This is a genomic window from Burkholderia orbicola (assembly GCF_900100915.1).
Taxonomy (GTDB): domain Bacteria; phylum Pseudomonadota; class Gammaproteobacteria; order Burkholderiales; family Burkholderiaceae; genus Burkholderia; species Burkholderia orbicola.
Map to the genome: position 1 here is coordinate 3,462,194 of NZ_FNKW01000001.1, position 13,447 is coordinate 3,475,640.

15 protein-coding genes and 1 pseudogene are annotated in these 13,447 nt (G+C 60.6%); 9 read left to right on the plus strand and 7 right to left on the minus strand.

The window, feature by feature from the left end:
• Positions 1-3 precede the first annotated feature (3 nt).
• The 9 genes and pseudogenes from BLS50_RS16590 (at position 4) to BLS50_RS16630 (ending at position 8,520) form a co-directional block, all read left to right on the plus strand.
• Positions 4-714 (plus strand): phage tail assembly chaperone, encoded by a 711-nt coding sequence (locus tag BLS50_RS16590; protein ID WP_074802686.1) that lies wholly within the window; start codon positions 4-6, stop codon positions 712-714.
• 52 nt (positions 715-766) lie between these two features.
• Complete coding sequence (locus BLS50_RS16595) at positions 767-1,942, plus strand: phage tail sheath protein (RefSeq protein ID WP_074802687.1); 1,176 nt, start codon at positions 767-769, stop codon at positions 1,940-1,942.
• Between the two features lie 37 nt (positions 1,943-1,979).
• Positions 1,980-2,489, plus strand: coding sequence for a phage major tail tube protein (locus BLS50_RS16600; protein WP_074802688.1), 510 nt, complete (start codon positions 1,980-1,982; stop codon positions 2,487-2,489).
• Positions 2,490-2,552: 63 nt separating this feature from the next.
• A complete protein-coding gene (locus BLS50_RS16605; RefSeq protein WP_074802689.1) occupies positions 2,553-2,906 on the plus strand; it encodes a phage tail assembly protein in 354 nt (117 codons plus the stop codon).
• An 8-nt stretch (positions 2,907-2,914) separates the two neighbouring features.
• Positions 2,915-3,031 carry a GpE family phage tail protein gene (locus tag BLS50_RS16610; RefSeq protein WP_074802690.1) on the plus strand — a complete coding sequence of 39 codons (117 nt, stop codon included), beginning with the start codon at positions 2,915-2,917 and terminating at the stop codon, positions 3,029-3,031.
• A 2-nt stretch (positions 3,032-3,033) separates the two neighbouring features.
• Positions 3,034-6,012: a phage tail tape measure protein gene (locus tag BLS50_RS16615; RefSeq protein ID WP_074802691.1), complete on the plus strand. Its 2,979-nt coding sequence runs from the start codon at positions 3,034-3,036 to the stop codon at positions 6,010-6,012.
• 16 nt (positions 6,013-6,028) lie between these two features.
• A pseudogene (locus tag BLS50_RS36545) lies at positions 6,029-6,415 on the plus strand (phage tail protein); the annotation flags it as partial.
• A 320-nt stretch (positions 6,416-6,735) separates the two neighbouring features.
• Positions 6,736-7,803: a phage late control D family protein gene (locus BLS50_RS16625; RefSeq protein WP_074802693.1), complete on the plus strand. Its 1,068-nt coding sequence runs from the start codon at positions 6,736-6,738 to the stop codon at positions 7,801-7,803.
• A gap of 66 nt (positions 7,804-7,869) precedes the next feature.
• Positions 7,870-8,520, plus strand: a complete 651-nt coding sequence (locus BLS50_RS16630) for a hypothetical protein (protein WP_143028344.1) — start codon at positions 7,870-7,872, stop codon at positions 8,518-8,520.
• A 70-nt stretch (positions 8,521-8,590) separates the two neighbouring features.
• Here BLS50_RS16630 and BLS50_RS16635 read toward each other — a convergent pair whose 3' ends face one another.
• From BLS50_RS16635 to BLS50_RS16665, 7 genes are all read right to left on the minus strand, one after another.
• Positions 8,591-8,884, minus strand: coding sequence for a hypothetical protein (locus tag BLS50_RS16635; protein ID WP_256334034.1), 294 nt, complete (start codon positions 8,882-8,884; stop codon positions 8,591-8,593).
• 44 nt (positions 8,885-8,928) lie between these two features.
• Positions 8,929-9,549, minus strand: coding sequence for a type VI secretion system amidase effector protein Tae4 (locus tag BLS50_RS16640; protein WP_074802696.1), 621 nt, complete (start codon positions 9,547-9,549; stop codon positions 8,929-8,931).
• A 3-nt stretch (positions 9,550-9,552) separates the two neighbouring features.
• Positions 9,553-10,107 (minus strand): PAAR domain-containing protein, encoded by a 555-nt coding sequence (locus BLS50_RS16645; protein ID WP_074802697.1) that lies wholly within the window; start codon positions 10,105-10,107, stop codon positions 9,553-9,555.
• 40 nt (positions 10,108-10,147) lie between these two features.
• Positions 10,148-10,618 (minus strand): hypothetical protein, encoded by a 471-nt coding sequence (locus BLS50_RS35395; protein ID WP_143028345.1) that lies wholly within the window; start codon positions 10,616-10,618, stop codon positions 10,148-10,150.
• A 117-nt stretch (positions 10,619-10,735) separates the two neighbouring features.
• Positions 10,736-11,017, minus strand: a complete 282-nt coding sequence (locus BLS50_RS16655) for a hypothetical protein (RefSeq protein WP_256334035.1) — start codon at positions 11,015-11,017, stop codon at positions 10,736-10,738.
• 57 nt (positions 11,018-11,074) lie between these two features.
• Positions 11,075-11,602, minus strand: coding sequence for an IS21 family transposase (locus BLS50_RS16660; RefSeq protein WP_074802699.1), 528 nt, complete (start codon positions 11,600-11,602; stop codon positions 11,075-11,077).
• A 340-nt stretch (positions 11,603-11,942) separates the two neighbouring features.
• Entirely contained in the window at positions 11,943-12,959 is a 1,017-nt protein-coding gene (locus tag BLS50_RS16665; RefSeq protein ID WP_074802700.1) for a hypothetical protein, read from the minus strand.
• Between the last annotated feature and the right edge of the window lie 488 nt (positions 12,960-13,447).

A 13,447-nucleotide genomic window follows, 5' to 3' on the forward strand; every position in this document is an offset into this window, starting at 1 on the left:
AGCATGCTTTGCAACCAATACGACAACCTGACGGGCCAGTACATCGTGAGTTTTCTCGCCGATACGGACCCCATGAACCCGAATCGCGTTTTGGTCCCGGCGTTCTGCACGCTCGCACCGCTGCCGGAGCGACCGGCGCGGACGTGGCCGTTCTGGCGTGGCGACAAATGGGAAATGCTCCCGGACTATCGCGGTGTTCGCCTCTACCGTACAGATTCCGGCGCGGCGGCCGAGATCACCGTCGCCGGTGTGACGCCGCAGGAGACGGGATTGACCGAAGTCCCGCGCCCATCCGACGAGCATGTGTGGCGTGATGGTGCATGGACGCTCGATGAAGAAATCGTAGCGAACAAGACGCGCGAAGCCGCGATGAACGATTTCTTCGCACGGCTGGAAAAAGCGCGTCAGCAGAACCTCGGCAAGGCAGATGCGCGTGTGACGGGCCGACTGTCCGATATCGCAGAAGCGACGTTCGATGCATGGGCTGACTATCAGGTCGCGCTCGTGAATGTCGTCGAGTCGCCGAATTTTCCGGCCGAGATCGCATGGCCGGCGGAACCCGATCCGGATGCGATCCGCGCGAAGGTCGAAGCGGCACGGGCTGCTAAGGCGCAGCGTGAAGCCGAAGAGGCCGCACAACGTGAAGCAGCCGCCAAGCAAGCGGAAGCGGATCGCGATGCTACTGCCACGCCAAATACCGACAGCAGTTCGTGATCGTCATCGACGCAACGCGTTTTTCTAGTTCATCTACTCGGGAGTTCCCACTATGGCACTGGACGGCTATCACCACGGCGTTACCCTCGTCGAAATCAATCAGGGTTCACGCCCGATCCGCTCGATTTCGACGGCAATCCTCGGGCTCGTATGCACGGCAAAGGACGCCGACCCGGAAACCTTTCCGCTCGATACGCCGGTGCTCATTACGAACGTTATCGCGGCGCTCGGCAAGGCCGGCAAGCAGGGGACGCTTCGAAAGGCACTGACGGCGATCGGCGCGCAAACCAAACCGATGACCGTCATCGTGCGTGTCGCCGAAGGCGCCGACGATGCCGCGACCACGTCGAACGTCGTCGGCACGGTCACGGCCGAAGGCAAATACACCGGCATGAAAGCGCTGCTGACGGCACAGGCAAAGCTCGGCGTGAAGCCGCGGATTCTCGGTGCGCCGTTCCTCGACACGCTGCCTGTCGCGAATGCGCTCGTGACCACGGCCAAAGCGTTGAAGGGCTTTGCGTACGCGTACGCCGCCGGCGCGAAAACGAAGGAAGAGGCGACCGCGTACCGCAAGCAGTTCGCCGCGCGCGAGCTGATGGTTGTGTGGCCGAATTTCCTTGCGTGGGACGACACTGCCAACGCGACCGCCGAACTGTCGTCCGTCGCGGTCGCAATGGGTCTGCGCGCGAAGATCGACAACGATATCGGCTGGCACAAGACCCTGTCCAACGTTGCCGTCAACGGCGTGACTGGTATCAGCGCGGATGTGTCGTGGGATTTGCAAGACCCGTCGACCGATGCCGGCTACCTGAACGAACAGGACGTGACGACGCTGATCAATCAGAACGGCTATCGATTCTGGGGCTCGCGCACGTGCTCGGACGATCCGCTGTTCGCGTTCGAGAACTACACGCGCACCGCGCAGGTCGTCGGCGATTCGATCGCGCTCGCGCAGATGGTGAACGTCGACGGGCCGCTGAATCCGTCGCTGCCGCGCGACATTATCGAGAGCATCAACGGGAAGTTTCGGCAGTGGGTTTCGCTCGGCTATCTGATCGGCGGCTCCTCGTGGTTCGACCCGGAGCCGAACACGACCGACGTGCTCAAGGCAGGGCAGGCGTACATCGATTACGACTACACGCCGGTTCCGCCGCTGGAAAACCTCACGCTGCGTCAGCGCATCACTGACCGCTATCTCGCCGACTTCGCGTCGAAGGTCAACGCCTAACCGGCGCGTGAAACCGCACATACAGGAGTAATCGAACATGGCATTGCCGCGCAAACTCAAGGGGTTCAACCTGTTCCAGAACGGCGAAAACTTCGTCGGGCAGGTTGCAGAAGTCACGCTGCCGAAGCTGACGCGAAAGATGGAGGACTGGCAGGGCGGCGGCATGGGCGGCCCGATCAAGGTCGATTTCGGCAATGAAGCCATTCAGATGGAATGGACTGCCGGCGGCTTCATGAAAAGCGTGTTGCAGCAGTACGGCATCACGCAGCACGACGGCGTGCTGTTGCGCTTCGCCGGCGGCTATCAGGCCGAAGACTCGACGAGCGTCGATGCGATCGAGATCGTCATCAAGGGCCGGCATAGCGAAATCGATCCGGGCACGGCGAAATCGAAGGAAGACACCGCGTTCAAGGTGACGACCGTCGCGAGCTACTACAAGCTTTCGATCAACGGCGAGGACATCATCGAGATCGACTTCGTCAACATGATCGAGCGAATCAACGGTAGCGACCTGCTCGCGACGCTGCGCACGGCGATCGGGCTGTAATTCTTCGCCTCGGCCGGTAACGCCGGCGGGGCAGTCATCTATCCATCATTCGAGAGGAACACCATGAAAACGACCCACGCCGCGATCGCGGATGCAGCACACCTGGAAACGCCGGATCAGGACGACCCGAACACGCTCACGCTCGACACGCCGCTCGTGCGTGGAAACCAGACAATCGAGCGCGTCACGCTGCGCAAACCGAAATCGGGCGAGCTGCGCGGCGTGTCTCTGTCGGACCTCGTGAACCTCGACGTTGTCGCGCTTTCGAAGGTGCTGCCGCGCATCAGCACGCCGACGTTGACGGAGCCCGACGTCGCCAACATCGATCCGGCCGACCTCGTTCAATTGGGGGGTATCTTCGCCGGTTTTTTGATGCCGAAGGCCGTGAAATCGAAACTGGGCTACCAGACCGAGTAGAAGACGCGATGGCGGATATCGCGACCGTGTTCGGCGGTTGGACGCCGCCGATGATGGACACCTTCACGCTGACCGAACTGATGGACTGGCGCGAGCGCGCACGTGTTCGCCAAGGAAGTGAATAACGATGGACAACGCCCTGAAACTTCGCGTCGTGTTCGACATGATCGACAACATGACGAAGCCCCTGAAAAATATGCTGGCCGGAAACAAGGGGCTTGCCAGTTCGCTGAAAGAGACGCGCCGCGAGCTGGCCGAAATGGGGAAAACGCAAAAGACCGTCGGCGAGTTTCGGCAGATGCGCACCGGGCTCGCCGCGACCGCTTCGCAGTTGAATGCTGCGCGCGGCCGTGTGACCGAGCTGGCAGGATCGCTCCGCGCATTTGGCCCGCCGTCCCGCCAGATGATCGCGGATTTCGACAAGGCGAAGCAGTCCGCCGCGCGACTGTCTGCCGAGCATGAGAAGCAATCCGCGCGCGTGAAGACGCTGCGCGAGCAACTTTCGGGCGCCGGGATCAACACGCGGAACCTGTCGCAGCACGAGCGCGATTTGCGCGCGAGCATGGCGTCGACCAATGCGACGATCAGCGATCAGATGCGCCGGCTCGGCGAACTGGCCGACCGTGAAAGACGCGTTGGTGCAGCACGGTCGAAGATGCAGGCGATGCAGGGCGTCGCGGCCGGGATGGCCGTCGGCGGCTACGCGGCGAAATCGGCCGGCGGGCATATCCTCGGCGATCTAGCCGGCACCCTCGACGAAGCGAAGAAGATGCAGAACGAGCGCGCGCGCATCACGGCGTTCGGGCTGGGCGATCACGCGACGAAAGACGCCGAAAAGTACGTTCGCGCAATGAACACGATGGGCGTCAGCACGTCCGACAACATGACGTTGATGCGCGACGCGCTGTCGATTTTTGCCGACGAGCATCACGCGCAAATGGTCATGCCGACGCTGTCGAAAATGAAGTTCGCTAACGACACGCTGTTCGGCGCGGAGGACGCGCACGCGAACGAAGAAAAGTTCATGAACATGCTCAAGGTGATCGAGCTGCGCGGCGGCACGAAGGACGAAGCGACGTTCAAGAACGAAGCGAACATGGTGCAAAAGGTGCTGACGGCGACGGGCGGCCGCGTTGGCGGCGACGAGTGGCGCAACTTCATCCAGACCGGCGGCGTTGCAGCGAAGCAGATGCGGCAGGACGCGTTCTATTACCAGATGGAACCGCTTATTCAGGAAATGGGCGGGCATGGCGTCGGTACGGGGCTCATGTCGGCCTACAGTAACGTCTATCAGGGCAAGACGACCGTTCGAGCATCGCAGGAAATGATGAAGCTCGGCCTGCTCGATAAAAAGAACGTCGAGTACAACAAGATCGGGATGATCAAACGGATCAAGCCCGGCGCGCTGCTCGGCGGCGATCTGTTCAAGGCGTCGCCGCTTGAATGGCTGGAAAAGGTGTTGCTGCCGCAGATGGCGAAAAAGGGCATCACGGACCCGGACAAGGTGAAAGACACGATTTCGACGATCTTCACCAATCGGACCGCCGCGAATCTGTTCTCGACCATGTACATGCAGCGAGACCAGATTCACAAAAATGAGCGATTGAACAAGGGCGCATACGGCATCGACGATGCGCACAAACTTGCAAGGGAGCAAATTGACGGCAAGGAAATCGACGTTCTGTCGAAGTTGAGAAACGTGCGAACCGAAATCGGTGAGAGCATCGCGCCGATGTATAACGCGGCGTTGGACAAGACTCGCGCAATCCTCGATCGGCTGCTCGGCTCGATCAAGCGGCACCAGACCGCCGCGAAGATCATTTCGTCGGTTGCGGCCGCATTCGGCGCGCTGCTCGTCGTAGCCGGTTCGCTCGTGATCGTGCTCGCCGGTGTGTTGGGGCCGCTGGCCGTGCTGCGTTTCAGCATGACGACGCTTGGTATGCGCGGCGGCATCCTGTCGCGCGTGCTCGACAGAAGCGCCGGGGCGTTTGGTCGGTACACCGCGCAACTCTGGCGTGCGGTTGCCGCGCAGATGGCCGCAAAGCGTGTGGGCGCCGTGTCGCAGTGGTCAACGGCTCGTCAGTATGTCGCCCGGCGTGGTGCATCAGGCGTTGCCGTCGACGCAGCAAAGGGCGGTGTCAATCTCATCAAGGGCGGCGCCGCGAGCGCGATCAACGGTGTCGCGGCCGCGTTTGGCGGGCTCGGGCGAACGCTGATGCTTGTCGGTCGGCTCGCACTGACGAATCCGATCGGGCTCGTCATTACCGCTATCACAGTCGCCGCGCTGCTGATCATCCGATATTGGGAGCCTATCAAGGCGTTTTTTTCCGGCTTCTGGCAAGGTCTGACGGAAGGGCTAAGGCCATTGGCGCCGCTTTTCGGTCATGTGTTCGGCGTGCTCGGTGCGATGTTCGAGCCGCTGAAACCAGTGTTCAATTGGCTCGTCGACGCGATCGGGAACGTGTGGAACTGGATCACGCGTCTGTTGGGGCCGGTCGATGCGAGTAAAGCAAGCCTAGACGCGGCTACCAACGCCGGCAAGGGATTCGGCGCTTGGCTCGCGATCATCGTCGTCGTCGCGGCAGAGGCGGCCGGGCGGTTCGTTGAGTTCGGCGCAAACATCATGTCGGGCCTCGTAAACGGCATCAAAAACGGGCTCGGGTCGGTCAAAGACGCCATCACGGGCGTCGCCGATTCGACCGTTTCGTGGTTCAAAGAAAAGCTCGGCATTCATAGCCCGAGCCGTGTTTTCGGCGAGCTGGGCGGGTTCGTCAGCGAAGGCGCGGCGATCGGCATGGAAGACGGGCAGGGGCGTGTAGCACGCGCGGCTGTCGCGCTCGCGACCGTCGCGACAACGTCGTTCGGCATGCCGGCACTCGCGGCCGACACGTCGCTCGTGCGTCCGGCCGTGCCGATCGATCGTCGGCCGCCGTTGGCCATGTCGCCGTCGACCGCGGCTAATGTGGCTGCGTCGGGGCCGATCACCATCAACATTTATCCGCAACCCGGCATGGACGCAGCGGAAATCGGCCGTATGGTGCGCGCGGAGCTGGAGCGACACGAACGGGCGAAACAGTCGCGCATCGGTGCGCGACTGTCCGATTGAGAGGGGAACGAACGCCATGATGCTGTCACTCGATCAGTTTGTTTTCAGCTTGCAAACCGCACCGTATCGGGAGTTGCAACGACAACGAAACTGGAAACATCGCACAAGCTCGCGCGTCGGCACGCGCGACGCCAGTCAGTACACTGGCGCCGGCGACGACACGATCACGCTCAACGGAATGGTTGCGGCCGATAACGGCGTCGGCGCGATTGCGTCGCTCGACGAGTTGGCGGCCATGGGCGACGCCGGTGACGCGTACGCGCTCGTCGACGGATCGGGGACGATCTACGGCGCATACGTCATCGAAAGCCTGAACGAGACGGCGACGTATCACACGCCGGCCGGCATCGCCAAGAAAATCGAATTCAACCTCACGTTGAAGCGTGTAACCGACGAAACGCTCGCGGCCACGCAAGGCGACGGCAGCGAGTCGGGGAACGCAGCGAAGGAGCTGTTGAACGACGTGCGTCAGGTCGTGAAGGTCGCGACGACTGTCGTCGACAACGTCAAGAACCTGTCGATCAATTCGATCAAGTCAGCGGCGATCGGCGTCATCGGCAACATGGCGCCGCAGGCGGCGGCCGCTGCCGTCAAGGGCTTGTCGACCGCGACCGGGCTCGAGCTGGATGAGGCAATCAAAGCAGCACGGCAGATTTCGACGATGAACGGCGATTCGATCGGCAGCGTCGTGCAATTCGTGCTGGGCAAGGTGTCGGGGGACGCATGACGGAAGCAACGACGCAGCCCGCGCGCAAGCAACCGCAGGCCGACTATCGCATCACGCTCGACGGTCGCGATATCTCGCGCATGTTCGCGCCGAACCTCATCAGCCTGACGCTGTCGGAATCCCGCGCGGAAGAACCCGACGTGCTCGACCTCGTGCTCGACGATACGAAGGGCACGTTCGCCATTCCGAAACGGGGTGCCGATATTAAGCTGTCGATCGGATGGGTCGGCGAGTCGCTGACCGACAAAGGGGCGTTCACGGTCGACGAGATCGAGCACAGCGGGGCGCCGGACACTCTGACGATCCGCGCGAAGTCGGCTTCGATGACGAACAAGATGCACGAGCGGCGCGAGAAAAGTTGGCATGGCGTAACGATCGCCGATATCGTCGGGACGATCGCCGGCCGGCATGCGCTCAAGGCGAAGGTAGAGGCGAAGATCGGACGTATTCGGATCGCGCACATCGACCAGACACACGAAAGCGATATGTCGTTTCTCACGCGGTTGGCGAAGCGTTACGACGCCGTCATGAACGTCAAGGATTCGAATTTGCTGTTCATGCCGATCGGGTCGGGCAAGACGGTGAGCGGGAAGGTGCTCGCCGTCCTGAACCTGACTCGCGCGTCAGGCGACCAGCATCGGTATCACATCGCCGAGCGCGAAAGCTATCAGGCCGTGCGCGCGCACTACCACTCGAACACGAAGGGCAAGCGCAAATCGGTCGTCGTGGGCGGTGAGAACAACAAAAATGTGAAGGTATTGCCGGAAGACTACGCGACCGAAGCGGATGCGCGCGCGGCTGCGCAAGCGGAGTTGGCGCGCGTGAAGCGCAGTCAGGCGACCATGTCGTACACGCTCGCGCTGGGCCGTGCCGACTTGTTTCCGGAAATGCCCGTGACCGTGACCGGCTTCAAACCGGATATCGACGAGACGCCGTGGCTCGTGAAGCAGGTCACACACACGATTACCGGCGACGTTGGGTTTACGTCGGCACTTGAGCTGGAAGTGCGCGACGATCCGACGACGGATCGGCACCGGTCGCATTTTCGCAAGGGGGGCGGGTAGCTCCTGCCGAGGTGAGCCGTTAGGCCGGGGTAATATCACGTGGAATCACATTCGCACGGGGGCGTGATGATGTTTACGATTGGCCAGAATATTCTTGCCGCCTTGGGCGGCGCTACTGCTGTAATCCTTCTAATAGCGGCAGCTTGTTGGAAGCTCATCGCATCAGGACTAGCAACTTGGCTTACAAAGCGCGTTGGCAAGGGTCTCGAGCGCGACGCAGATCGTTACAAACATGAACTGTCCCGCGATATGGAGACGTACAAAAATGAACTTGTTCGCTCGCAGAGCATTGAGCGGGTTCGGGCCGAAATGCGGAAGGTCGTGGCCGAAAAGCTCTTCGAGAGGCGGCTGAACGCATATCACGATCTATATGTGGCGATTTCGGAGATTCCCTCATATATTTTGTCGCAAGCGATGCAGCCTATCGAATTTCGGTTTCCGATAGAGAACGTTTTCGGGCGCGCTCAGGATTTCCAAAAAACCTTGATACCTCACCAGCTTTACTTGCCTAGCGAATTTAAACAAGAGTACCGCAGCCTATTAAGTGAACTCCTAACCTTGTTTGCTGAAAATAGCTGGGCCCAAAGACCAGCACTCGCCCTTGAAGATCAGACGGTGGTCCAAATTAATCAAAGGGTCGCAGCTCTCAATTTCAAACTTGACCAGTACTATAAGTCGCTACCGGACGAGCTAGCTAATGCCATCGTCCAGCAGTGAAGACTTGGTAGAAGTTATTAAAGCTATGGTGAAGCCCGAACATGCGGGCCTTGTGTTGAGCTGAATCGCATTAGATATGGATGAGCCGAATCCCGACGAACCAAAGAATCCATTGCACGATCGCCGCGCCGACAAGGTATGCGACGACGATATGCACCGGTCGCCGACGGGCAAACACGAAAAATCCAAGCGCGGCGAACAGGATCGGCGGGCCGAACAAGTAGACGAACAGATCGATCGTGGCGTGTGTCGTTGCGGCGCATGCGTCGACGCCGCCGCCGCACGTCCCGGCCGGTGGCGTACACCATTTTTTGATGACCGTGCATAGGCGAGAATCGACCGCAGACCACGCGATCACGCTCACGAGCCCCGCAATCGCAAATCCGATCGTTCCCAATAGGCGCCGCATTATTTGATTTCCCAAAAAAGGATTTGCTTCGAATTCCGAAGATCGGACCAACCGAACGATGTTCCGGGCGCGAACGACTGAAAGCCGAGCACCCGACTGAATGTCGCGACCGCATCGGGCGCGCTACTCACTGTCAGGCGGGAACCGTTCCACAGGTCGATGTGGCCGCCGCTGGCATTCGCGGCGGCTTCGCCGTCACGCGTCCAGTAACGTGAGAACTGGATTATGCCGGTGCGCCCCTTCACCTTCGATTCCCAATCGGAGCCGGTGATGTTTTCGGCCTTAGGTAGCCCAGCGAAGGGCTGATGTTGCAACCATTCCCCGAGTTCATCCGCGCGCGTTGCCGTGGGCTTTCCGTCGAGGATGATTCGACCGATGGTCGGCGAGCCGGACATGGGCTTAACCGTTTTCTGCGAAAACGACTTCATGCCGACGCCGACGCGATGCAACGTCACGCTCAGGCGGATAGCGCACTGGTTCGTGTAGTCCGGATTGTCGTACGGGTCGCCGGAAGGGTAGGCGTCCCAAAGCTCTTTGAACGTGATCGCCTTCACGGGGATTTCTTGCTGCGAGCCCGCTTGGGTGTTCGTGTCGATCTTGGTCGGTTTCGTGTGCGGCATCGGTCATTCCCCGTGGTGCTTGGCGAGCGCGTCGTCGCCCCAATGAACGGTGAAGGAACCCGGATCGTCCCCGGTGTAGACGCGCGGCAATGTCCCGCTCGCGTCCAGGCGCCCGAAATGCACGCGGCCGTCGGCGGTTTCGATGTAGTACGGCAGGCCTTCGACCTGATGCTCGGTCGCCTTCACCTGCTCATCGAACGCGCCTTTCTTGACTGCTGCAACGCCGCCCGTCGCGGTCAGGCTCGATATCACCTTGCCGTGCCCCTCGATCATGTCGTCGCACCATGATTCGCCGCCGAGACCCGCAATGATCTTGGGCGGCTTCGGGCATCCGCACAGCACGATGTCCTGATCGAGCGCTGATTCACCCGCCATGCTCATGCGATACGGCCCGCCGGACTTCGCGATAACGCCGGTAGCCTTGCAAGCGGCGCAGAAAGCCGGGCCGCCGATCAACGCGACTTGATGCCCGTTCATGGTGATGGGTGGCCCGCCGTACGGCAGAACGTTGCCGCCGCTCGACAACGTATCCCCTACGACTGCGATTTTTCGCAACATGCGTGTGCCCTCGAAATATGCGGCGTCAGCGCGCAGCGCCTCAACCTCTCTCAGCTTTGTTTGAATGATGCGACGAGGATTCTACCCAACCCGGGTCGACTGGGGCTTGCAGCAGCCACGTGTAGAAGCGCCCGGCGCGCTCGGCTTCCTCTTGCGCTGCCCACCACATGGAAAGCAGGGCGACGGCGCATGGAAAACTTACTACCGTTCCCGTCCTGTCGTTCCACCCGAATTCGCTATTCCAGAACGACGAAAAATAGCTGCCCGACGGCATGGGGATGCCGCACGGCTCGAAGTACATGCGAGTCCGAACCATCGCGCGAAAGTCGGCGTCATAGCGTGGCAAACCACCGTCGAAAGTCATGATCGCGGCGCGCTCATCGAAGAATTCCAACACGTTCGCATCGTCGTCGCGGAGCATGATGCGGGAAACGGATACTGTACGGATATACAGTATTGGATCGGCGCAAGGTTGTGTCAATGCCCGTCGCTCGGCAGGTGCTGCGGACATGAAAAAAGCCCGCTAGTGCGGGCTTCGTGGTGCGTTTTTGCTGCGGCGCTTACTTGGTGCTGATCGCTTCTCGGTTCGTCCAGTATTCCTCTGTCTCGCCTTCGCGGCGAAGCTGGATCACCCCCCGAGGATCGGCACGTCGCCAAGGTAGACCGTCTGGCCAGCACGGAACAACGTGCAATTGCCGGCCTCGATCGCGCTGATCGCGGCTTTCCTGAACGCGACTTTGTCGAAAGACATGATTTTGTAGAGGCGGTCTTTCGTGTCGCACCCGAACCACGTGCCGTCCTTGACGTGGTAAGCGGTCGGCGCCGCCACAGACGCGGATTGAGTCACGAAAGCCGAAATGCAGGCGACAGCAAACACGCCGCATGCGCGACGTACCCCGGAAAAGGTCATGGATTGTCCTTTTTGTGTTGGTGAAACGAAAGCCGGCAGGGTAACACAATGTTACAGTTAGCTTTCTCGGAGCTGGTACGCCGGCGGACCGACGCCAGCCCATAGCGGGCCGCTGCGCCACATGCGCGGAAGCTCGACGGCAAGCGCACGCCATTTCGCAAGAACGGCCGTGAACGTACCTTCGTGCTTGGCTCGTCGAATCTTGTCGGCGACACTCCAGCCGCGCACGTAGTAGGCAAAGCTGCGTTGGCTGGATAGGTAATGTGACGCATGGACGCCGACCCACGCGAGCATTTCGTCGGGCGTTACGTCCGGCGACGCGGGATCGGGCTCGATGTTCGCGACAACGGCCGGTTGTTCATCCGCCGACGCGGCGCCGGCGCCGGCAGTAGGCGCCTCGGCTTCACGTACGAGCAATCGAAGTAGCTCGATGCGATGCCATGGGATCGGCGAGCGACCGGCGACGTAGTTCCGAACGGTGCGGGTGCAGCAGCGGAGCGTTTGCGCGATTCGAGCGATGGACAGGCCGTCGGTAAGCGCGAGGAAATCGGTCAGCGCGCCGTGACGGTGGTCGGCGGCATTCATAGGCGTTGCGGAAGGCGAAACTGTGTAAGCGATTGTAAGTATGTTTACAAACAGTTTCTTTCAACCTGACAGAAGTACCGGTTTTTAGCTAGCTACCACATTTGACATAATCAACATTATCGACATTTTTGATTGTGGCAGCCATATCCTAATGTCGTGTTCTGGCTATTTACAGATGTCGTGTTTTTGACTGCTGGCATGCTGGACGGCTTGTTGAGCAAGCGCGGGAGCCGACCATGCAGCCAGCCGGATTGGTGACACTGACGATGCGCGAGCTGGACCGATGCGCGGTCCAGCCGGTTTTGTTCAACAGAATGCGCGGACGTAGAAGATCGAGCGCCTAGAAGTTTCGCGCCACGCCAACCATGAACATGTCCTGGTCCTTGTCGTTGCCGGTTGCGACACGATTGAAGCGCAGGCTCGCCGCCCAATCGTTCGTCACCTGATAGGCCACTTGCGCGCTGAGCAACGCATTGAGTCGCGTCCTGCCCGAGCCGTCGTTCCGATCCCGCGAGAGATACGGACCGATGCCCGCCGACAGCGTCCATTTGCTCTTGATCGGCGCGACGTACCAGAGTTGTGCGGCCACGCCGCGTCGGCCGGCAACGCCGTTGTTGCCTTCGTAGACGAAGCTCGCCGAATAGGCCCACGCATTGCCGAGCGGCCGCTTGACTTCGACCATGTACCCCCTTTCGATCGGCACTTGAGGACGGTTCGTCTGAGACGTCCCGGCCCAAACGCCGATCTGCGTCTTGCCGTCCGAAAACGCAGGGCCAGGGTCGCCGCCGAAATCCGAGCCGACGCCGAAGAGCACCGCGTCGGAATTGAATCCGCCGATCATCTGGACGTGGTTGTACTGCACCTTGAGAAAGAAGCGCTTGGGAACGACGTAATACCGCACCGCTGCCGACGCGCGCACGCCCCAGCGCTTGTCATTGCGTGGCTGGCCGTCGACATGGGTCGTGTCCATGCTGAAGTACGGGCCCGCCGAAAATTCGAGCGCCAGGCGACTGCCGATCGGCCAGCGAAACGAACCCAGGGCGGCAAAACCGTCACGATGGTGATTCAACGGATGCCCTTCGTTCATGTACGCGAGGTAGACCGACAGGTAATCGTTCAAGACGTCACCGAAGCCGACTTCGTACGCACGCCAATGCATATCGCCACCCTCGGTCGCTCGTCCGTCGCCGTACACCGCATAGGCGTTGAGCGTTCTCTCCGATGATTCGAGCCCGCTCGGCGAACTACTCGAAGGACCATCCTCGGCGTGCGCGTGTACCGGGCACGTCAGCATTGTCAGGCCGGCGATCGAGCTTGTGAGGACGAAGCGCGAACAGATGTAACGGCACTCTCCCATTTGGCCCCCTCACCTTGGTAAGCGCGTTTTCCTGGAAAAGTTGATACCGATTATAGGCGGCGGACAGCAGGCGTCGAACACGCGTTTACGGCAATTCCCCTGCCCTGATGGCGAGCATGTTCGGTATCAGGGCATAAGAGTGCGTCGGGTCGGGCGCGTTTCAATGGACGCCAGTTTGGATTTTCAATGAACCTATTGTGATAAGAAAAGTTATCCGAATAAGGGTATCGTTTGATCGAACTGCATGTTCCGAGGCAGCAGGTTCAGGCCATCAAATCACCAGAAAATCGGCTCCCTCGGTGAGATCGCGCCATGCTTCGATCTTCGCGCGGCGCGTCGAGGTGCCTGGACGCAACGTCGGGCTCCGCTTGGCCGAACAGCGGACGCAACGTCGGCGTATCCGGTTCCAGCGCGGCGAGCACCGCGCCGAGCATCTGAACCCCCATCGGCGAGACGGCACCGTCGGGCCGGCGACCACGGATTAATCA

What these genes read in the sequence shown, in the direction of transcription:
- BLS50_RS16645 (WP_074802697.1), bottom strand. Translation starts at nt 10,107, where the DNA reads ATGTTGCGAAAAATCGCAGTCGTAGGGGATACGTTGTCGAGCGGCGGC.
- BLS50_RS16655 (WP_256334035.1), bottom strand. Translation starts at nt 11,017, where the DNA reads ATGACCTTTTCCGGGGTACGTCGCGCATGCGGCGTGTTTGCTGTCGCC.
- BLS50_RS16600 (WP_074802688.1), top strand. Translation starts at nt 1,980, where the DNA reads ATGGCATTGCCGCGCAAACTCAAGGGGTTCAACCTGTTCCAGAACGGC.
- BLS50_RS16615 (WP_074802691.1), top strand. Translation starts at nt 3,034, where the DNA reads ATGGACAACGCCCTGAAACTTCGCGTCGTGTTCGACATGATCGACAAC.
- BLS50_RS16665 (WP_074802700.1), bottom strand. Translation starts at nt 12,959, where the DNA reads ATGGGAGAGTGCCGTTACATCTGTTCGCGCTTCGTCCTCACAAGCTCG.
- BLS50_RS16640 (WP_074802696.1), bottom strand. Translation starts at nt 9,549, where the DNA reads ATGCCGCACACGAAACCGACCAAGATCGACACGAACACCCAAGCGGGC.
- BLS50_RS16605 (WP_074802689.1), top strand. Translation starts at nt 2,553, where the DNA reads ATGAAAACGACCCACGCCGCGATCGCGGATGCAGCACACCTGGAAACG.
- BLS50_RS35395 (WP_143028345.1), bottom strand. Translation starts at nt 10,618, where the DNA reads ATGTCCGCAGCACCTGCCGAGCGACGGGCATTGACACAACCTTGCGCC.
- BLS50_RS16610 (WP_074802690.1), top strand. Translation starts at nt 2,915, where the DNA reads ATGGCGGATATCGCGACCGTGTTCGGCGGTTGGACGCCGCCGATGATG.
- BLS50_RS16630 (WP_143028344.1), top strand. Translation starts at nt 7,870, where the DNA reads ATGATGTTTACGATTGGCCAGAATATTCTTGCCGCCTTGGGCGGCGCT.
- BLS50_RS16625 (WP_074802693.1), top strand. Translation starts at nt 6,736, where the DNA reads ATGACGGAAGCAACGACGCAGCCCGCGCGCAAGCAACCGCAGGCCGAC.
- BLS50_RS16590 (WP_074802686.1), top strand. Translation starts at nt 4, where the DNA reads ATGCTTTGCAACCAATACGACAACCTGACGGGCCAGTACATCGTGAGT.
- BLS50_RS16595 (WP_074802687.1), top strand. Translation starts at nt 767, where the DNA reads ATGGCACTGGACGGCTATCACCACGGCGTTACCCTCGTCGAAATCAAT.
- BLS50_RS16660 (WP_074802699.1), bottom strand. Translation starts at nt 11,602, where the DNA reads ATGAATGCCGCCGACCACCGTCACGGCGCGCTGACCGATTTCCTCGCG.